Annotated in this window: 15 protein-coding genes; 6 read left to right on the top strand and 9 right to left on the bottom strand. The window is 70.3% G+C overall.

Annotated elements, in window-relative coordinates; genetic code table 11:
• The first annotated feature begins 94 nt into the window (after positions 1-94).
• Positions 95-1147 carry a DNA topoisomerase IB gene (locus FJU31_RS10500; RefSeq protein WP_150454698.1) on the top strand — a complete coding sequence of 351 codons (1053 nt, stop codon included), beginning with the start codon at positions 95-97 and terminating at the stop codon, positions 1145-1147.
• A 33-nt stretch (positions 1148-1180) separates the two neighbouring features.
• On the opposite strand, the gene FJU31_RS10495 is transcribed toward FJU31_RS10500, so the two are convergent.
• On the bottom strand, positions 1181-1525 hold the full coding sequence (locus FJU31_RS10495; protein WP_150454697.1) for a hypothetical protein: 345 nt from the start codon (positions 1523-1525) through the stop codon (positions 1181-1183).
• Positions 1526-1719: 194 nt separating this feature from the next.
• On the opposite strand from FJU31_RS10495, the gene FJU31_RS10490 reads away from it, so the two are divergent.
• The 3 genes from FJU31_RS10490 to FJU31_RS10480 all read left to right on the top strand — a co-directional run bounded on the left by FJU31_RS10490 (position 1720) and on the right by FJU31_RS10480 (position 5285).
• Positions 1720-2826 carry an SDR family oxidoreductase gene (locus tag FJU31_RS10490; RefSeq protein ID WP_150454696.1) on the top strand — a complete coding sequence of 369 codons (1107 nt, stop codon included), beginning with the start codon at positions 1720-1722 and terminating at the stop codon, positions 2824-2826.
• Positions 2827-2996: 170 nt separating this feature from the next.
• Positions 2997-3383 carry a BlaI/MecI/CopY family transcriptional regulator gene (locus tag FJU31_RS10485; RefSeq protein WP_079224605.1) on the top strand — a complete coding sequence of 129 codons (387 nt, stop codon included), beginning with the start codon at positions 2997-2999 and terminating at the stop codon, positions 3381-3383.
• A 3-nt stretch (positions 3384-3386) separates the two neighbouring features.
• Positions 3387-5285 (top strand): M56 family metallopeptidase, encoded by a 1899-nt coding sequence (locus FJU31_RS10480; RefSeq protein ID WP_150454695.1) that lies wholly within the window; start codon positions 3387-3389, stop codon positions 5283-5285.
• 71 nt (positions 5286-5356) lie between these two features.
• On the opposite strand, the gene FJU31_RS10475 is transcribed toward FJU31_RS10480, so the two are convergent.
• The 3 genes from FJU31_RS10475 to FJU31_RS10465 form a co-directional block, all read right to left on the bottom strand.
• Entirely contained in the window at positions 5357-5680 is a 324-nt protein-coding gene (locus tag FJU31_RS10475; protein WP_150454694.1) for an I78 family peptidase inhibitor, read from the bottom strand.
• A gap of 84 nt (positions 5681-5764) precedes the next feature.
• A complete protein-coding gene (locus FJU31_RS10470; protein WP_150454693.1) occupies positions 5765-6787 on the bottom strand; it encodes a ribonuclease H-like domain-containing protein in 1023 nt (340 codons plus the stop codon).
• Complete coding sequence (locus FJU31_RS10465; protein WP_150454692.1) at positions 6784-9273, bottom strand: DEAD/DEAH box helicase; 2490 nt, start codon at positions 9271-9273, stop codon at positions 6784-6786. The genes FJU31_RS10470 and FJU31_RS10465 overlap by 4 nt, the downstream gene beginning before the upstream one ends.
• 197 nt (positions 9274-9470) lie before the next feature.
• Here FJU31_RS10465 and FJU31_RS10460 point away from each other — a divergent pair, with 197 nt between their 5' ends.
• Entirely contained in the window at positions 9471-9965 is a 495-nt protein-coding gene (locus tag FJU31_RS10460; RefSeq protein WP_150454691.1) for a hypothetical protein, read from the top strand.
• Between the two features lie 15 nt (positions 9966-9980).
• On the opposite strand, the gene FJU31_RS10455 is transcribed toward FJU31_RS10460, so the two are convergent.
• Positions 9981-11885 (bottom strand): hypothetical protein, encoded by a 1905-nt coding sequence (locus tag FJU31_RS10455; protein WP_150454690.1) that lies wholly within the window; start codon positions 11883-11885, stop codon positions 9981-9983.
• A gap of 67 nt (positions 11886-11952) precedes the next feature.
• On the opposite strand from FJU31_RS10455, the gene FJU31_RS10450 reads away from it, so the two are divergent.
• A complete protein-coding gene (locus FJU31_RS10450) occupies positions 11953-12702 on the top strand; it encodes a hypothetical protein (RefSeq protein WP_246161286.1) in 750 nt (249 codons plus the stop codon).
• Positions 12703-12827: 125 nt separating this feature from the next.
• On the opposite strand, the gene FJU31_RS10445 is transcribed toward FJU31_RS10450, so the two are convergent.
• From FJU31_RS10445 to FJU31_RS10430, 4 genes are read right to left on the bottom strand one after another with little or no spacing between them, the layout of a single operon-like run.
• On the bottom strand, positions 12828-14636 hold the full coding sequence (locus tag FJU31_RS10445) for a hypothetical protein (protein ID WP_150454689.1): 1809 nt from the start codon (positions 14634-14636) through the stop codon (positions 12828-12830).
• A complete protein-coding gene (locus FJU31_RS10440) occupies positions 14633-16765 on the bottom strand; it encodes a hypothetical protein (protein ID WP_150454688.1) in 2133 nt (710 codons plus the stop codon). Before FJU31_RS10440 ends, FJU31_RS10445 begins: the two co-directional genes overlap by 4 nt.
• Entirely contained in the window at positions 16762-17880 is a 1119-nt protein-coding gene (locus tag FJU31_RS10435; protein ID WP_150454687.1) for a BatA domain-containing protein, read from the bottom strand. The genes FJU31_RS10440 and FJU31_RS10435 overlap by 4 nt, the downstream gene beginning before the upstream one ends.
• On the bottom strand, positions 17877-18773 hold the full coding sequence (locus FJU31_RS10430; RefSeq protein WP_150454686.1) for a DUF58 domain-containing protein: 897 nt from the start codon (positions 18771-18773) through the stop codon (positions 17877-17879). Before FJU31_RS10430 ends, FJU31_RS10435 begins: the two co-directional genes overlap by 4 nt.
• Positions 18774-18780 lie beyond the last annotated feature (7 nt).

Below are 18780 nucleotides of genomic sequence, written 5' to 3'. Positions count from 1 at the left end.
CGTGAAGACCCGAGCATAGCCGCGAACCCATCCTCACGTGTTTGTCTTGCGTTATTGACGCGTCGGCTGCACGGCGCTGTCCATGCTGCCAGCCATGCCCACGACCCCCACCCCCGAACGACAGGCCGCACGCGCGGCGGGCCTGCGCTATGTCGATGACACCCAGCCCGGCATCAGCCGGCGCCGCGCAGGAAAGGGCTTTGCCTACCGCGACGCCGATGGCCATGCGGTGCGCGATGCCGCCACCCTCCAGCGCATCCGCGCGCTGGCCATCCCGCCGGCCTATAACGCCGTGTGGATATGCGCGCACGCCAACGGCCACCTGCAGGCTACTGGCCGCGATGCGCGCGGGCGCAAGCAGTACCGCTATCACGCCGACTGGGCGGCAATGCGTGATTCGGGCAAGTTCGACCGCACCATCGCCTTCGGCGAAGCGCTGCCTGCCCTGCGCCGCAGGCTCAGCCGCGACCTCAAGCAGCGTGGTTACCCGCGTGAGAAGGTGCTGGCGGTGGTGGTCGCGCTGCTGGCCGACACCCTGGTGCGGGTGGGCAATGAAACCTATGCCAAGGAAAACAAGTCCTATGGCCTGACCACGCTGCGCAACCGTCACCTGGACCTGCTGCGCGGGGGCCGCGTGCGCATGCGCTTCCGTGGCAAGTCCGGGCAGCTGCATGAGGTGACCGTGGGCGACCGCCGCTTAGGCACGCTGGTGCGCGGCGTGCAGCAGCTGCCAGGGCAGGCGCTGTTCCAGTACCGCGACGACGACGGTGTCGTGCAGCCGGTCGATTCCGGTGCGGTCAACGACTACCTGCGCGAGGTGATGGGCGAGGACTTCACCGCCAAGGATTTCCGTACCTGGGGCGGGACCCTGGCGGCGGTGCAGACTTTCGCCGCCACCGAGCTGCCGGAGCCTTCCAGCCAGCGTGCGCTGGCCAAGGCGCAGCGCGAGGTGGTGTGCCAGGTGGCCGCACGGCTGGGCAATACGCCTGCGGTCTGCCGCAAGGCGTATATCGACCCGTGCGTGTTTGCCGGCTGGGAGCGTGGCGAACTGACTGCGCTGGCCGGTCTGCGCGGCCCACGGCAGTGGGAGCAGGCCACGCTGAAAGTGCTGCGCCGGGCGCGGCGGCTGGCAAAGCGCCGCGCCTGAGATCCTCGTAGCGTCGAGCTTGCTCGACGGCGGTTACCCGCAATAGATGGCGGTGATGTTGTTGGTGCGACCGGTTTCAATCGTCAGGCGATCACCGCCTTCCTGTGCCGCCCCTGCCGCCGGATCGGCATTGCCGCTGGCGGTGTTGCCGCTGCGCTCGCGGCTGCCGCGCAGGACCTGCACGTGCAGGCTGTCGCTGTCCACGCGCGCGCGTTCGATGGTGACTGCCGAGGCAGCCAGGCCGACCGCGCCGCGCACCATGTTGGTGTGGCACTGGCCGGAAATCACGCCATCGATCGGCTGGATCTGGGCAACCGGAGTGCTGCTGCAGGCAGCAAGGGCGAAACAGGCGGCGGCGGTGGCAAGGGCATGCTTCATGGGGACGTTCCTCGTGTCGTGGCCTGAAGAGTGCGACGACACGCGTAGTGGCGGAATGAAGCCGTGCACGCGATGGACACGGTGCGCTCACTGCCGCTGACAGGCGAGATGGAGAGACTGCACGAGCGGCGCACGCCGCCCCCGGTAGTGCCGGCCGCTGGCCGGCAACCCCATTCCCTCCCGAGGAGACCTGCATGGCCACCGCCAAGAAGACCCCCGCCCGCCGCAAGGCATCGCCCAAGGTGCGCAAAGGCAGCACCGCGACGAAGACCGTTGCCGAAACCGACCGCCCGCGCGTCGTGAAGACCGCCACCCGCAAGGCCGCGTCCAGCGACCCGCGCGCGGCCCGCGTGGCATCGCGACAGCGGCGCCTGCAGGACCAGGAGAAAGCCAAGGACGCACGCGCCACCAGGAAGGCGACGAAGAAGACCGCCACTCAGGCCGGCGCACGCCGGCAGCCGGAAACGATGCCGGCCCAGCACCTGGCCAAGCCCGGCCACGAGCACGCACTCGAACTCGCACCGCGCTTCCTTGCACCGGATTACGTGGGAAGTGGCAAGCTGCAGGGCATGCGCGCCATCATCACCGGCGGTGATTCAGGCATCGGCCGCGCCGTGGCCGTGCTGTTCGCCCGCGAAGGCGCCGATGTCGCCGTGCTGCATCTGGATGAAGCGGAGGATGCGGACATCACCCGCCAGCACGTGGAACGCGAAGGCGGGCGCTGCGTGGTGATCGCCGGTGACGTACGCGATCCGCGCTTCTGCAACAAGGCGGTGAAGCAGGTGGCCAAGGCCTTCGGCGGCATCGACATCCTGGTCAACAACGCGGCGTTCCAGCTGCATTGCGAGCGCCTGGAAGACCTGGAAGACGCGCACCTGCAGGAGACGCTGCAGACCAACATCGGCGGCTACATCCAGATGGCACGGGCGGTGCTGCCGCATCTGGGCGAGGGAGCCAGCATCATCAACACCGGCTCGGAAACCGGTCTGTTCGGCAGCAAGGCGCTGATCGACTATTCGGCCACCAAGGGTGCCATCCATGCCTTCACCAAGGCGCTGGCCAGCCAGCTGCTGCCGCGTGGCATCCGTGTCAACTGCGTGGCGCCGGGCCCGGTGTGGACGCCGCTGAACCCGGCCGACAAGCCGGCCGAGGACGTGGCCGAGTTCGGCAAGAACAGCGACATGGGACGAGCTGCGCAGCCGGAAGAGCTGTCACCGGCCTATGTGTTCCTGGCTTCGCCCGCATGCGCCAGCTACATCAGCGGGGTCATCCTGCCGGTGATGGGCGGGCCGCACGGCTGAGCCGACGGTAGTGGCGGCCGCTGGCCGGTATGGGGTCAGATCCCTTTCGCAGGCGAAAGGGCTCTGACCCCGACACCCCCTACCGTTCGTCGGCCCATGACTTCCGGGGGGTTGACTACAACTGTCGTCACGCAGACAGTAACGACACGTGTAGTCAATGGAGTGGTGTCATGCGTGGCAAGACCATCGGGGACCAGGAGCTGGCCCTGCTGCAGTACATCGATGAACATGCGCCGGCCAGTGTCGGCGAGGTCGCCAGTGGCTACGGCGAGGCCCGCGGGCTGGCCCGTTCCACCGTGCTGACGATGATGGAGCGGCTGCGCGCCAAGGGATATCTTCAGCGCGAGCAGCAGGAGGGCGTCTACCGCTACCAGGCCACCCGTGGCCCGGACAGCGTGCTGCAGGGCGCCGTGGCCCAGTTCGTCGACAACACCCTGCAGGGTTCGGTGTCGCCGTTCGTGGCCTACCTGTCGCAGCGCCAGGAAGTCAGTGACAACGAGCTGGCCGAGCTGGAAGCACTGGTCGCCCAACTCCAATCGCGTCGCCACGAGGGCTGAGCCATGGACACCACGATGCTGATTTCCCTGCTGGAACGCCTGGGCTGGACCAGCCTGCAGACCGTGCTGCTGGTGGCCCTGGTGTACGGGCTGTGCCGCGCACTGCCTTCGCTGTCGGCCAGCACCCGCTGCCGCTTGTGGTGGCTGGTGTCGCTGCAGGCGGTGCTGGGCCTGTTCTGGAGCCAGCCGCTGCAGCTGGCCTGGCTGCCGGCGCCGCAGGCCATGGCAATGAGTGCCACCGACCTGGCCGCCGATGCGATCCATCCCATGGCGCCGGAACTCTCGGCGAACCTGCTGGCCACCGCGCCGATCGACCAGGCCCCCGACATCGCTGCGACGATCGGCAGCGGCGTATCGCCGATGGCCTGGTGGGCGCTGGCTCTAACTGCGCTGTGGCTGTCCGGCGTGCTGGTGATGGCGTGGCGCACCTTCGGTGAGTGGCGCCAGTGCCGCGCGCTGCTGGCCGCCTCGCACCCCTGCGAAGACGCTGCCCTGGTGCAGGCGTTGCAGCTGGCTGCCGATGCCCACGGCCTGCGCCGCGCACCGCGCCTGTGGATGAGCGAACAGGTGGATGCGCCGCAGCTGGTCGGCCCGCTGCGCCCGGTGCTGCTGCTGCCGGCCGGTGCCAATGCCCTGCAGGGCGATGCGCTGGATCTGGCGCTGACCCACGAGCTGCAGCACATGCAGCGCCGTGACCTGCTGTGGGGCTTGATGCCTGCGCTGGCGCAGCACCTGTTCTTCTTCCATCCGCTGCTGCGCCTGGCCGTGCGCGAATATGCCCAGGCCCGCGAGGAAGCGGTGGATGCCGCAGTGGTCGGCCAGCACGGTGCCAGCCGCCACGCCTACGGCCGCCTGCTGCTTCAGCTGGGCGTGGCCCCCGCGCCGCATCTGGGCGTGGCCAGTGCCGCACCCAGCACCACCAGCCTGAAGCGCCGCCTGCTATCGCTGCAGCCGCGCCGGTCCTGCCCGCGCGTGCTGGCGGCCGCGCTGACCACCCTGGTACTGGCGCTGAGCGTGGCGCCCATGCAGCTGGTGGCCGCCCCGGTGCCGCCGGCACCGCCCGCCCCGCCGTCGCCGCCGGCTGCGGTAGTGTCGCCCGCTGCACCGAAGGCGCCTGCCGCCCCGGCGCGTGCGCTGCCTGCCGTGCCGGCACCGCCGGCCGCTCCCGCCGCGCCGCCTGCACCGCCTGCACCGCCGGTCGATGAAGACGATGACGACAGCTTCACCACCGTAGGCCAGCTGCACCTGGGCAACGCCATGGAGCGCGGCCACGTGTTGATCGACCACGGCCGCAGCTACGCCAGCGCCACCATCGACGACATCAAGCAGGCCCGCCGCGATGTCGGCCGCGAAGGTCCGGTGCTGTGGTTCCGCGAGGGCAACAAGCGCTACGCCGTGCGTGACCCGGCGCTGATCCAGCCGCTGCAGCGCGTCTACGCGCAGTCGGCGGAAGTGGGCCGGCAGCAGGGTGAACTGGGGCGCGAGCAGGGTGCACTGGGGCGCCAGCAGGGCGAGCTGGGCCGTAGGCAGGCGGTACATGCGCGTGAAATCGCCCGCGTGGCGACGCAGGCGGCAAGCAAGGCTGTGCGCGCCACCGACATCAACCGTGAGGCTGCGGCCGAGGCGGCACGGGCTACGCGTGGTGTGGTCGACGATGCCGCGATTGCCCGCGCGGCCGACGCCGAAGTGCGTCGTGCCATGCAGGACCTGCAGGACGCACACAGCCACGACATCAGCGAACTGGCCAACCAGCAGGCCCAGCTGGGCCTGCGCCAGGCCGCGCTGGGCAGCCAGCAGGCGGAACTGGGTGAACGCCAGGCGCAGCTGCAGGCACAGGCCTCGGCCCAGGCCAAGCAGGTGATCGGCCGCGCCATGGCCAGCGGCAAGGCCCAGCAGCTGTAGGACCGCTTCGCTCGCCGGGCATGGCCCGGCGCTACCGGATCGATCGCGCCCGCGGATATGGCGCGGTTACATCAACCGCAGCTGGCGCGTTCGATCCGGTTCTGCTCGTCCACGTGCACGGTCACGCGGTCCTGGCGGAAATCCATTGTCACCGCCATGCCCGGCTTCACCACGCGTGCGTTGCGTGCGCCGCTGTCGGCCACCAGCTTCTTGATCGTCGCTTCGTCGGCAGTCTTGCCGGTGAAGGCTTCCAGCGCCTCGGGGCGGCACGCATGCGCGCCCTCGGCGCCCTTGGGCGGCAGGGGGGCTGTGTCGGCGGTGCTGTTGGTACCGGCATGGCTGCAGGCCGCGAGCGGCAGGATGCTGGCCAGCAGCAACAAAGTCGTAGGGCGCATGGGCACGGCTCCGGTAAAGGGACAGCGGGCAGTGTCGCCGCTGCGCGTGTCAGTGGTGTCAACGCCGCCTGAACCCGCGCCGGGCTAGGGCTGCACCAGTGCCAGCGTTTCGCGCTCGCGCTGTTCCTCGCGGATCAGCCGCTGCAGCAGCAAGGCCAAGGTCACCACGTCCTGGTGGTTGTGGTCGGCCACGCGGCGCAGGTTCACGGCATCGCCGCCGCGCAGGTAGCGCAGCCACGCCGCCGGTGCTTCCGAACCGGGCAGGTCATCCTCGCGCACCACGCGCAGCAGCTGGCGTTCGATGGTGGACAGCTTGCAGTTCTCCCAGCTGCCGCGATAACGCCGGCGCGTGGGGTAGAGCAGATCCACATGGTCCAGCGCGGTGATCGGGCAGCGCTGCCGGGCCAGCCGGTAGCGGGACTTCAGCAGCGGTGCATCGTAGCTGCGGCCGTTGTAGCTGCAGAACACGGTGGAGGGCTGCAGCCAGCTGGCGAAGGTGGCCAGCATCGCGTCCTCGGCGGCCATCGTGGACATCAGCAGCTGGCGGATGCGCAGGCCTTCGCCGCGCTGCGGGCAGGCATGCCAGTCGGCGGCGCCGATCATGAAGGCGCGGGTGCCGGTGCCACCGGCCAGGCCGGTGGTTTCGGTATCGAAGAACAGCAGGTCGCGGGCGGCCACGTGCTCGCCATCGCGGCGGGCGAAATCCAGCGACAGCGGCTGCGCGGGAATCGCCTGCGGCTGTAGTGATTCGATCAGGAACAGGCCCGGTGCGATTTCCTCGCCGGGCAGCTGCCGGTCCTGCGCGCTGGCCCGCACCGGGGCGGTGCTACCGCGCGTGCGCAGACCGAGCAGGCGATGCAGGCCGCCCACTTCCGGCCGCCGCAGCGTTGCCCGCGCCGTCGCAGGTGCCGCCGTGCCGGTCGGCGTGTGGCGGATCTCCTGCTCGACCCACGCAAACACCGAGCGCTCGGCCGCAGGCTGCTGTGCATCGTTGGCAGCCAACGGCGCCGGTGCTGCTGTCGGCGGCTCGGGCGCGGCCGGCGCGCTCGCCTTCGGGTCGCCGGCCTGCTTCCGCAGCAGGCGCAGCTTGTCCAGGCTCAGGCTCACGGTGCCAGCAGCTCCATCGGCTCGCGCGTGGTCACCACCACGTCGCGCACGTGCTGGCAGGCCTGCGCATCGAACAGGTCGAGCACGCGCAGCGCCAGCGCACGAGGCGAGGTTTCATCTTCTTCCTGCGCGGCCAGCACCGGGCCCACGCAGGCCGGGCAGCCTGCCTTGCAGTCGCAGCGCTGCACCAGCTCGCGTGCGCGCTGCACCAGTTCGGCCTGGCGCTGCCACAGCGGCTCGCTGAGGCCGACGCCGCCGGGGAAGTTGTCGTACAGATAGACGGTGGGCACGAACTCCTGCAGCAGCTCGACGATGCCGGGATCACCCTCGCCACCGCGCAGCTGGCCACGGCCGGTCTGGTCGGCGATCGCGAACCACGAGCCATCGCCGTTGCCGACCGACTTCTGCAGGTCGCGCGCATCGGCCATCACCGCCACGGTGGCGACGATGTGCAGCGCGTAGGCGGCGCCGAGGAAGCCATCCAGCGCATCCTGCTTGCTGGCGAACGCACGCAGCAGCAACGCCTGCGGCAGCTGCCACCACACCGCAGTGGTATGCAGTTCCTGATCGGGCAGGTTGACCGGGCCGTAGCCGATGTTCTCGTGCGTGTAGTAGCGGATCTTCTTGTAGCCCGCCACGCGGCGCACCACGTGCACTTCGCCATGGTGCGAATCGCCACGGCCGGCCACGCCGCCATCGAAGCGGTCCAGCACCTTGAGCTTGGTGAAATCGATGCTGTCGGTGTAGTAGTCCACGTGGGTGCGCGTGACGTAGGCCTTGCGGCCCTCCCAGTCCAGCGTTTCCACCTGGTACGGGGTCGACTGCACCATGTGGATCGCGCCTTCGTACAAGGTGAGCGCGGCCGCGGAATAGTCGACTTCGGCGATGATCTGCTGGCGGCCATCGCTGCGGTCGACCACCACGAAGTTGCCATCGGCCACCGCACGCAGGCTGACCGCGTTGGCGGGGTAGCTGTCGGCGATCCATTCCCAGCGCTCGCCTTCGCGGTGGATGACCTCGGTTTCGGCCAGCGCTTCCAGGAACACTTCCGGATCGATCGGGCCGAAGCCATCGCCGACCCGGAACGGCAGCTCGAAGGCGGCGCAGCGGATGTGGTCGAACAGGATCAGCGGCTGGTCCGGCGCGATGCGCGCGTGCTCGGGCGAGGCTTCTGCGAAGAAGTCCGGATGGCGCACCACGTACTGGTCAAGCGGTTGCGAGCTGGCCACCATCACGCCCAGCGCGGGCTGCTGGCGGCGGCCGGCGCGGCCGAAGCGCTGCCAGGTGGCGGCCACGCTGCCGGGGTAGCCGTTGAGGATGACCACGTCGAGGCTGCCGATATCCACGCCCAGCTCCAGCGCCGAGGTGCTGACGATGCCGTCGATGTTGCCAGCGCGCATCGCACGCTCGGTCTCGCCGCGTTCGGTGGGCAGGTAGCCACCGCGGTAGGCACGGATGCGGGGCGGCTTGCGCGGGTCGTGGTCGAAGATGTCCTTCAGGTACTTGGTCAGTACTTCCACCATCAGCCGCGTCTGCGCGAACACCAGGGTCTTCAGTCCGGACTTGATCGCGATGCGGGCGATGCGGTTGCTCTGCGAGCGTGCTGATGCACGCAGGCCCAGGTCCGGGTTGATCACCGGCGGGTTCCACAGCAGCACCTGCTTGGGCCCGCTGGGCGCGCCGGATTCGGTGATGGCGGTGACCGGTGCCTCGATCAGCGCTTCGGCATGCGCCTGCGGGTTGCCGATGGTAGCCGAGCACAGGATGAACTGCGGCTGCACGCCATAGAACGCGCAGATGCGCTTGAGCCGGCGCAGCACGTTGGTGACATGGCTGCCGAACACGCCACGGTAGGTGTGCACCTCGTCGATGACGATGTAGCGCAGGTTCTCGAAGAACTGCGCCCACTTGGTGTGGTGGGGCAGGATGGCCTGGTGCAGCATGTCCGGGTTGGACACCACGATGTCGCCGTGCAGGCGGATGGCCTGGCGCGCATCGCCGGGGGTGTCGCCATCGAAGGTGAAGGCCTTCACGCCGAGGTCGCCGGCGCGGTTGAGTTCGAGCAGCTCGGCCACCTGGTCCTGGGCCAGCGCCTTGGTCGGGAACAGATAAAGCGCCTTGGCCTTGTCCTGCATGGCCGCGCTGACCACCGGCAGGGTGTAGCACAGCGACTTGCCGCTGGCGGTGGGGGTGACGATGGCTACGTGCTCGCTGCGCTGGCTCGCCTCCCAGGCTTCGGCCTGGTGGCTGTAGAGCTGCTCGATGCCGCGCGACTTCAGGGCGGCGGCCAGGGCCGGCGGCACCGAATCGGGAAGGGGCGCGTAGCGGCCCTCGCGGCCGGGAATGGCGAAGCTGCCGGTGATGCGGTCGTGGTAGCGGCGCTGCAGGCGCGCACTGAGCAGGGCGCCATCGCGCGCGGGCAGGCCGTCGCGGGTGGCGAGCTTCTGCTCGGCGTCCGCCGTGCGCTTGGCGAGTTCGTAGGCCATGAAAGAGGGAGCCGGGACGGTTTGCGAGGGCTCACATGGCACCACAGATGGGTCTCAGGGTGTGAGACCGCGTGCCGGGATGCAGTGAATCATTCAGAGCAGCGGCACCGCCATCGCCGGCTGAACGCCGGTACTGCAGCCAACGAAATCTGAAGCCGTGATGCGTATCCTCGGGGATTGGACGCAACAGACAGGCGATGGCTGTGGCACGACGGGAACTGCAGGGAGCACTTCTGGCCGGCATGATGCTGGCCGCTACTGCGCACGCGCAGCAGGTTGACCCCATGATCGATCCGCCTGCGGCGAGCGAGGTACCGCCCGCCGATGCCGCCGTGCCGCCGCAGGGCGATGTCACCACCCTGGGTGAAGTACGTGCGCTCAAGCCCGAGGATGAGGCGCTGGACCTGTACCGCTTCAAGAACCCGGTGAAGTTCGGTGACAACCGTTTCAGCCGCGACTGGAGCGAACCGCCGTCGCCGGAACAGGTGAGCATGGGCGGTGGCTACATCATGATGGGTGTGGTGAAGGGCGTGGTGGCCGCTGCCAAGGGCATCAACAAGCTCACCGGTGGCCCCGACCAGATCCAGGCCGCGATCGCACGGCCGCCGCCGGAGCTGACTCCCGAACAGCAGCGGCGTGCGCTGCAGTTCTGCGAGCAGCAGGAAGGCTGTGATCCTTCGGCCGGGAAGTAGGCGTGGCACCGCGCATCATGCCGGCCAGGACGCAGGCGGTGCCGGGCGCTGCTTGAGTTCCTCGGCGAAGGCGGCGGACCGCGAGAGTGCCCGGGGCGCGGCGCGGACCAGCAGGATGCCTTGGACCAGGGCCAGCGATGACGCGCCGATCAGCCAGAGGCAGTAGGCCATCCCCGCGATGGCGCCATGGGCAGGGCGTGTGCGGTCCACCTGCAGCCACAGCGTCCGACCATCCGTGCTGCGGGACTGCACGGTGCCGGACCAGGCGCTCCGCTGCGCGTGCGTGGCGGCGGTGCGCATTTTATTCCACGCTGCGCCGGCATCGCCAAACGCGAACGTTGCGGTGCGCGATTGCCGATTCGCCTCGGCATCGACCAGGACGACGCCACCGTTCCGTGCGGCCACAAGCGCGGGCGTGGCTGCAGCCCACGCAGCGAGGACAGGTGCATGCGCGGCCTCTTCCAGGGCGTCCTTGAGGTTCATGATCGTCCAACGGGGAAGTACTGCGCTGTCGTCCGCGGAGAGCGCCGCAAGCTGTGCGCGGAGATCGTCGCAGCCGCGTAGACCGTCGGTGCAGGCAGCGTCCAGTTCGCGGCGCAGCGCATCCAGCCCCGACACCCGCTGGTAAACAGGGAAGATGCCGTCGGCCGGCTTCCAATGCACGCGCAGGGCATTCCCGGCACCCAGGCGCAGGATGGAGTCGGCAACTGCCAGAGGGGGAAGCTGCAGCGGAGCGCCACCCCAGCGAAGCCGGCTGCAGTCGGGCACCGCCAGCACGTGTCCAGCATGCCGCCGGGTGACCAGGTCGCAGGTGGCATCGAACGTGATGTGCAGCCCATCGCCGGGTGCGGGAGGATGCCCCAGCAGCGTCCCCGGCTGCGTGTCCGTCCGCAGCTTGGCAGGGCCGAGCAGCTCTGCCGCCCGCGCTGCCTCGATTCGCGGACCGTCACCCGACCAGAGCATCAGCAGCAGTGACAGCACCGCCACCAGGAACATCAGCAGGTGCCGGGCGACCGGCACAGGTGGAAACCGCCTTTCGTCGGCACTCAGCGACCAGCCCGGGCCCAACGACAACAGGCGCCGGTCGTGCGGGCGGACCTCGGCCTCCAGCCAGCGCCCCCGTTTGATGGCCCCGGACGCCATCCAGGCCGGGTCGATGGCCAGCCGCTGGTCATTGCCCAGCAGCATCACCGTGTGGCTGAAGGTACTCTCATGCGGATCTGCGAACTGCAGCGCGCTGAGCCGACCCCGCACGCGCACCACGGGCTGCAGCGCCTTCGTTCCCACTTGCCTGCGCCGGTACAGCACCAACGCAATAGACGCCAGCACCAGTCCCATTGCCACGGTCATCCAGCTGCATTGGCCCAGGCCCAGCCGTGGCAGTGCTCCGCACATGCCGGCCGCCAGCGCCAGCGCGGTGGGCCACCATGGAATGGCCGGCCGCCGGCGCTGTGTCCGCTCATCCGCGGTCTCGCGGCGTTCGCTGATCTGTGTCGCGGCCGTGCGCAGCGTACGCGTGCCGGCCGTCGCGATATCGAACCCGCCCATGCGGACGATGACCACAAAGCGGCGACCGAGCACCACTTCGGCACGGTTGTGGGCTCCGAGCTGCTCCAGCGCGTTGAAGGGCAGCAGCACCTTGACCCCGGCGAGGCTGTGCCAGGCTGAGCTGGCGCCTCCCCGCATCCATCGGCGGTGCTCGATGCAGGGTCCCTCAAGAATGCGAACGCCGCAATCGCGGCCCAGCTCCAGTACGCTGCGGAACGGTTCCAGCGCGGCGTCCTCGTCCTCGCTGAGCAGACGCACCGGCGCTTGTTCCGCGAGCGACATGAACGCGCGGCGTGCTTCCCAGCGGGCCAGGCAATCAAGCAGTACGGGAAGTGTGGCAAGCAGCGCGAGAAGTACACCAACAAGTTTCATGTTCGCAGGTGGTGATCGGGTGCTGGAAGGCGACTGGACAGTCTGCGCGGCAGCAACAGGCCGGGAAATGCAATTTGTTGCAGAGAGTGGTGCCGATGACAGGCAGGAGCGTACGATCCTGTCGTCCTCCCTTCTGGTTGCTGCTGCGGTGTCGAAAATCTTCCTGCTTGCCCTGCTCCTGCCCGTGTCCGTGCTGGCCAGCGATCTGGCCGATGACGGCTCCTGTCGCAACGGCGCGTTCCCTTCCGCGCAATCGGATTTCGCCGTGGCCAAGGTGGTGGATACGCAGCGCCTGCACCTGCTCGGTGACATGGACGGCTGCCCGGCCAAGGGCGAACCCGCCTGCCGCCAGCGCAGCTACGTGGTGAGCGGTGACACGGTGGTGACCGGCCGCGACCTGGGCCCGTACCGCTGCGCATTTTTCCCCAACAAGGTGGGTGGCAGTGCCGGCTGGGTCGACCGCAGCAAGCTGCAGCCGGTGGCGCGGGTGACCCCGACGCTGCAGGGCTGGGCCGGAGACTGGAAGGATGGCGACAACGGCCTGCGCATCTCGGTGCGTGGCAGCCAGCTTCATGTCGAAGGCGATGCCTACTGGCCCTCGGCCAACCCTACCCCGGAACAGCGGCCGTATGGGCCGAACATGGGCCAGGTGGAAGCGCAGGCCACGCCGCGCGGCAGCCAGGTGGATTTCGTCGAGGACAGCTGCACGGTGCACGCGCAGCTGCTGGGCGACGTGCTGGTGGTGTCGGACAACAGCGAGTGCGGTGGCATGAACGTGCGCTTCGACGGGGTATACCGGCGCACCAGGGCGCGCTGAGGGATGGGGTCAGAGCCCTTTCGCATGCGAAAGGGATCCGACCCCGTTGATCCGCGCGGGGCAGTAGATCCATGCCATGCGTGGATGCTGGTTCCGATCCGCACGAAAGGGCGCCGCCCCCGGGCTCAGCGCCGCCGTTCCAGCCACCACAGCAGCGATGCGCACAGCACGAATGCCAGCCACCACGGCCAGCGTGAGCCGGGCACCGGCTGCATTGCTGCGGCACTTGCAGGCGCTGCCATCGCCAACGCCTGCGTCGTCGCATCGCTCATCGCCTGGTGATGCAGCGACGCTGCCTCCTTCACGTCGAACACATAGCGCCAGACGGCCGTGTCGCCATGCTGCAGCCGCTGCCAGCCTGCGGCCTGCGGCCACCAGCCGGCGCAGCGCATCGACGAGGAAGCGGCATCGACCACCAGCAGCACGCCCGCGCCCTTCGCATCGAATGCCTGCAGCGGCGCCTGCACGCCACACAGCGCGACACGCTCGCCCAGCCACGCCTGCGCCTGCGGTGACCACAGCGCGTCCGTGCCGGGCTGTGCGCGTGCCAGCGTAGCGACCACACCGCTCCACAGTTCGCCGTGGCGATCATCGCGACCGGCCAGCACCCAACGCCAGCTGTCGGTGACCGGCAGCAGGCCGATGCGGCCCTTGCCGACGCTGCGCCAGCCACCGAGAGCCTTGCCTGTAGTGTCGTGCAGCAGGGCGCTGCCGTCGTTCACGTGCAGGGTCAGCGCCTCCAGCGCAGGCAGGGAAGCGCTGTGCGAGCTGCGGTCCGCCGCTTCGCCATCGGCGGTGGGCAGGGTGGCCGAATCCAGCGGGCCGCGCCGTGCGGCGAGCATCGCGCTTTCGCCATCGCCAGGCAGCTCGACGGCATGGCTGCCGCCATCGCCCTGCACCGGCAGGCCGAGATCACGCAGGCGTTGCCGCGCGCTGGCCGAAGGTACGCCCGCACTGCGCACCAGCACGCCGAGGCCATCGCGCAGAGCCTGTCGCACCGCTGCCAGTTGCCCTGCGCTCAGCGCCGCCAGGCTGCGCTCGTCCAGCAGCAGCAGGTCGCTGCGCGCCAGTGCGGCCGCATCCAGTGCCACCGCGCCATCGCCCACGCTGAGCCCGGCGCCGGTGTCGGCCTGCACCTGCACGCGCAGGCCGGCATCGGTGGCCCAGCGCCGCAGGTACTTCAGTTCCGGCCCGGGCGCGCTGGCCCGCACCAGCAGGCGCAGCGGTGCCGCCGCCAGCGTCTGCTGCGGCACCGGCACGCTGTCCAGCACATGGGCCTGTGCATCCAGCAGCCGCAGATGGAACACGCTTCGGCCCGGTGCGCGGGCGATGCCGCTGAGCTGCACGCGCCCATCGGCGGCCACGTCCACGCGATCCACCACGGTGTCGGCCGGGTCCAGCAGTTCGGCGCGGCCAGCGACTACACCGTGTGCCTGCGCGTGCACCTCGAAGCGCGCACCGGGTGCGGCATCGGCCGGTGCTTGCAGTGCGATCCAGCCGCGCGGCGCAGGCGAGGCCTGCCAGCGCAGGTTCGCTGGCAGCACGGTGTCGCGGTCACGCGCGGCCAGGCCGGCGCCGACCAGGGTCAACGTGGAGGCCGGGTGCTGGCGTAGCGCCGTGGCCAGATCAGGTGCGCGCTGGCCGCCCGGCACATCCGCCGCCTCCGGCAACAGCAGCAGCGGGCCATCGCTGGCCGGCAACGCGCCGGCAGCAGCCGCATCGGCAGTGAGCACCACCAGGCCGCCCGCAGGCAGCTGCTGGCTGGGCGGCAGCAGGCAGAAATACAGCAGCACGGCGGCGATGGCCTGCAGCGCCAGCCGTGCCGCGCGCCGGCCGCGATGGGCGGTGGGTGTGCGCAGCTGCAGGACGCTGGCGAGGATCACGATGACTGCCAGGGCCACGGCCAGCCACAGGTTCAAGGCAGTGGCATTCATGGCTGTACCTCCAGCGCATCGAGATAACGCTGGCCCATTGCATCGGTGGCGGTGCGCCGCATCACCTGCGGCAATGGACGCTGCAGGGCGCGCCACAGCTGTGCGCGCAGGCGCTGGCGGCAGTCGCTGCAATCCGGTTCGATGCGCAGCTGTTCAATGGCGGCGGCCAGATCGAGGGGGTCGGGCAGGAAGGCGGCGTTGCGCTGCTGCCAGGTGGCCAAAGCGTCCAGGTCAGGCCTGCCGTCACCGTCGCCCAGCCGCTGCCACGCTTCGACGATGGCCGGGTCCGGCGGCGTGCGTGCGGCCAGCGGCAGCTCGCGGCTGGCCAGCCCGGCGCGGTCGCCGCCCAGCCGTCGGCCCTCGTCGATCGGCGGCAGCTCCGGGCCGACGCGGGCCAGATAGATGCGCTCGGCCTGCTGCACCTGCTTGATGAAGGCCAGCGCATTGTAGGCAAACGGCAGCGCCTGCTCCGGGCGGCCCTGGCGCAGTTCACCCTCGGACGACCACATCTGGTCCAGCGCGGCTTTCAGCGTGGCGCGGGTCTGCGGGTCGAGCAGGGTAGCGGCCTCGGCGTGGTCGTGGGTGTGGCCGTACTCGGACAGCACGTCGGTGGCGCTGCCAAACACCGGTGGCGTGCTGGCGTTGCCGGCGGCCTCGCCGTGGTCATGATCGTGGTCGTCGTCGTGATCGTGCGCGTCCGCCGTGGGTGCATCGCTGGTGGGCAGGTCGCTGGTCGGCGGCGGTTTCGCTCCGCCTTCGCTTTCCTCACCGAGGAACTGGCCGTAGCGCAGGCGCAGGAGGCGCTGGTCGACGCCGATGGCATCGCTGCGCTTGATGAAGTCATCGGCGGCCAGGCTGCGGCGTTGGCGGATGAGTGCTTCGGCGTCGATGATGATCTGCCGCTGGCTGCGGAAATACGCCGGCAGGGTCTTCTTGATGCGGCCTTCCAGTTCGGCGCCGAGCGCGACTTCGGTGGTCGGCAGGCGCAGGATCACGCTGCTGCTGCGCCCGGTCTGGGCGTTAGGCGCATGGTTGTCGCGTACTTCCAGCTGGGCGATCACATCGTTGCCGGCCTGCGCGCCGAGTGCCGCCAGATCGAGGGTGTGGGCGAAGCGCCGCGCGGTGGGCGCGCCGCTGCCGGTGAGGGTGACGCTGCGCTGGACGAAGGTGATGTTCTCGCCGCTGCCCTGGGTGGTGGTGATCGACAGCTTTGCCTGCGCGGCCACGCCGTAGTCATCGCTGGCTTCGAAGCGCAGCGCCCACTGCCGCTGCCCGGGCGTACCCAGCACCAGGCTGGCGGCGGGTTCCAGCACGCGCACGCTGGGCGCGCGGTCGGCCACCACATCCAGCCGGTACAGGCGGGTGCTGGCCGGGGCGGGCTCGCTGACCACGCGGTACAGCACCGGCGCGCGGGCTATGTCCTGTGCCTGCCATCGGCCGTCGTACTCGTGCAGCGGCAGCCGTCGCCCGTCGTGGAACTGCAGCCATGCCTTGCTGGGCGCGCGGTCGAAGCGCAGCGACCAGGACAGCCGGCTGTCCGCGGCCACCTTGGCATCCAGTGCGTTCTGGGTGAGCGTGGCCTGGCCGGTGTACGCCGGTGCATCGATCTGCAGGCGGGTCGACTGCAGCTGCAGCGGACCGGCCGCTGCCATAGGCGCCGGTGCCGCAGCGCCGACGCCTGCGGAGACACCTGCGCTGCGAGGCCAGCCCAGCGCGAGCAGGGCGATGGCCAGGCCGGCGATCCAGCACAGCGCCAGTGCGGCGCGCGGCCAGCGCGGGCGCAGGTCCGGCATCCTGCGTTCCAGCGTGGCCAGCACATGCGCGCGCTGGCGCTGCTGCAACGGGTTGATGCGGGCGACATCGGCAAACAGCAGATCGGCGCTGTCTTCGCTGCGGCCGCTGCCATCGAGCTGGCGCTGCAGCCAGCGCCGGTCCATCTGGCGAGCACGCGCGACGGTCACGCCGGCGCAGGCCAGCAGGGCCAGCGTGCCGACCACGCAGGCGGCATCGAAGCCGGCCAGGCGCAGGGTCAATGCGGTGGCGGCCAGCGCCCACGGCAGGCCAAGCAGCACGGTGATGCCGGCGCGGCGGCGACGTGCGCGCTGCCAGCTGCGCTGCACTACGTTCATGCCGGCCTCCGCGCTGCGCGACTGGCCATCCCGCGCTCCAGCGCGAACAGCAGCACGATGGCCAGCAGCAGCCACGGGGTCAGCTCGCGTGGTGCGGCGGCGGTTGCAGGCAGTACTGCCTGCCTCGGCGCGTGATCGCGCGCATCGCCCACGCGCGGTGGTGCTGGCGGTTGCAGGGCCAGCAGCAGGGCCTGCGGCAAGCGGGCGTCACGCAGGGCGCCGTTGTGGGCAGCGTCCCATTCGCCGGGCAGCGACAGCAGGCGGCCCTGGCCGACGCGCTGCTGCCACAGCAGCGGTGCGCCCTCGGCACTTCGCAGCACCACCGTGGCGGCAGCAACAGGCGTGGCCGCAGTCATCACGCTGCCACCGTCGTGCAGCCACGCCTGCCATGCGGCCGGCAGTGCATCGGTACGGCCCCACACCGCAATCTCGCCGCGTGCGGGGAGCGTGTCGGCAGGCAGCTCGGCGGCGGCGGGCTGGGGGCTCCACGCTCGCTGCAGGGCGCCGATCCAGTGCCGCGCGCTGGCCGGTGCCTCGGCATGCACGCGCAGACGTGGCGAGGCCACTGTGGCCTGTGCGCTGGCGAGGGTCATCGGATGCGCCTGCCACTGCACGGGACGCGACAGCTGCAGGCGTGCGCCATCGAGGCCGGGCAGCGGATCGGGCACATGCACGGTCAGCGCGGTGCCGGCGGGCAGTTGCGCGTCGAGTTCGCGCAGCAGGCTCGCAAGCGGCGCAGGTGTCGTGGGTGCTGGTTGTTCGACGGTCGGGAAGCCAGGCGCCAGCCAATGCCAGCGGCCCTCTTTGCCGGTGCCGCGCAGTGCGCGGGCATCCAGCCCGGGCGCGACCACGGTCCACGCGCTGGGCCGTGCTGCGCTGCCGGTCAGCGCCGGGCGCGCCAGCAGCAGCGCCAGTGCGGCCAGCAGCAGCAGGCGCACCAGCAGCAGCGGCCAATCATCGAAGCGGATGCGCTGGCGTGGGCGGATCTGTGCGCGCAGCCAGCGCAATGCGGCGAAATCCAACGGCGTGTACGGATGGCGCCGGGCCAGGTGGATCAGCAGCGGCAGCAGCCACGCGGCGAGTGCGGCCAGGCCCAGCGGGAACAGCAGGTTCATGCGCCGCCCCCGCGGCCGAACAGCGCCTGCAGCGGCTGGTCCAGCGGCTGGTCGAGCCAACCAGTGGCGCTGGCGATGCCGCTGGCCTGCAGGCGTGCGTGCAGGGCGCTGTGTGCGGCAGCGAAGCGCTGCAGGTAGTCGGCGCGGATCGCGGCGCCATCGCCCAGCAGTTCCTCGCCGGTTTCCGGATCGCGGAAGCGATGGCCGGCATCAAAGGGGAAGTCACGCTCGTCGGCGGTCAGCACCTGCAGCAGCATCACCTCGCGGCGCGCGCTGGCCAGGTGTTCCAGCAGCACGATGCCGGCTTCATCAAAGCCGTCGCCGATGGCCAGCAGCAGGTCACCGGGGCGCACCCGCTCCCACAGCGGTCGCAGGCGCTCGGCGGTTGGCCAGCCGCCACTCGCCTGCAGCGCATGCAGCTGCAGGTGCACGCGGTCGCGCTGGCGCGCGCCGTTGCCGGCCGGTAGCAGCTGCAGGCCATCGCCGTTGATCGCCAGCAGGCCGAAACGATCGCCCTGCTGCAGGGCCAGCTCGACCAGGCAGGCGGCCAGCCCGCGCATGTGGTCCAGGCGCGGGCGCTGCGGCGCGGCGCGGTCGGCCTGGCTGGCCGAGGCGGTGGCGTCGAGCAGCAGCCAGACGGTGATCGGGCTTTCGCGTTCGGATTCGCGCACGAAGAAGCGATCCGAGCGCGCATACAACTTCCAGTCGATCTGGCGCAGTTCGTCGCCGGGCTCGTAGGCGCGGTACTGGGCGAATTCCAGGCCGGCACCGCGGCTGCGGCTGGCGTGCTGGCCGATGCCGTTGGCACCACTGGCCAGGCGCGGCCGCAGGCGCAGCGTGCGCAGGCGCGCACGCAGTTCCGGTGGCAGGGTCAGCGGTGTACCGGTGCTCACGCGTGCT

Origin of the sequence: Stenotrophomonas cyclobalanopsidis, from assembly GCF_008710035.1 — a bacterium.
Classification (GTDB): domain Bacteria; phylum Pseudomonadota; class Gammaproteobacteria; order Xanthomonadales; family Xanthomonadaceae; genus Stenotrophomonas; species Stenotrophomonas cyclobalanopsidis.
Note: the sequence above shows the minus strand (reverse complement) of the source record. Positions and strands in the feature narration are given on the sequence as shown.

Bases quoted from the DNA above. Each gene is read 5' to 3' on its own strand.
- FJU31_RS10500 (WP_150454698.1), top strand. From the start codon at position 95: ATGCCCACGACCCCCACCCCCGAACGACAGGCCGCACGCGCGGCGGGC.
- FJU31_RS10495 (WP_150454697.1), bottom strand. From the start codon at position 1,525: ATGAAGCATGCCCTTGCCACCGCCGCCGCCTGTTTCGCCCTTGCTGCC.
- FJU31_RS10490 (WP_150454696.1), top strand. From the start codon at position 1,720: ATGGCCACCGCCAAGAAGACCCCCGCCCGCCGCAAGGCATCGCCCAAG.
- FJU31_RS10485 (WP_079224605.1), top strand. From the start codon at position 2,997: ATGCGTGGCAAGACCATCGGGGACCAGGAGCTGGCCCTGCTGCAGTAC.
- FJU31_RS10480 (WP_150454695.1), top strand. From the start codon at position 3,387: ATGGACACCACGATGCTGATTTCCCTGCTGGAACGCCTGGGCTGGACC.
- FJU31_RS10475 (WP_150454694.1), bottom strand. From the start codon at position 5,680: ATGCGCCCTACGACTTTGTTGCTGCTGGCCAGCATCCTGCCGCTCGCG.
- FJU31_RS10465 (WP_150454692.1), bottom strand. From the start codon at position 9,273: ATGGCCTACGAACTCGCCAAGCGCACGGCGGACGCCGAGCAGAAGCTC.
- FJU31_RS10460 (WP_150454691.1), top strand. From the start codon at position 9,471: ATGGCTGTGGCACGACGGGAACTGCAGGGAGCACTTCTGGCCGGCATG.
- FJU31_RS10455 (WP_150454690.1), bottom strand. From the start codon at position 11,885: ATGAAACTTGTTGGTGTACTTCTCGCGCTGCTTGCCACACTTCCCGTA.
- FJU31_RS10450 (WP_246161286.1), top strand. From the start codon at position 11,953: ATGCAATTTGTTGCAGAGAGTGGTGCCGATGACAGGCAGGAGCGTACG.
- FJU31_RS10445 (WP_150454689.1), bottom strand. From the start codon at position 14,636: ATGAATGCCACTGCCTTGAACCTGTGGCTGGCCGTGGCCCTGGCAGTC.
- FJU31_RS10440 (WP_150454688.1), bottom strand. From the start codon at position 16,765: ATGAACGTAGTGCAGCGCAGCTGGCAGCGCGCACGTCGCCGCCGCGCC.
- FJU31_RS10435 (WP_150454687.1), bottom strand. From the start codon at position 17,880: ATGAACCTGCTGTTCCCGCTGGGCCTGGCCGCACTCGCCGCGTGGCTG.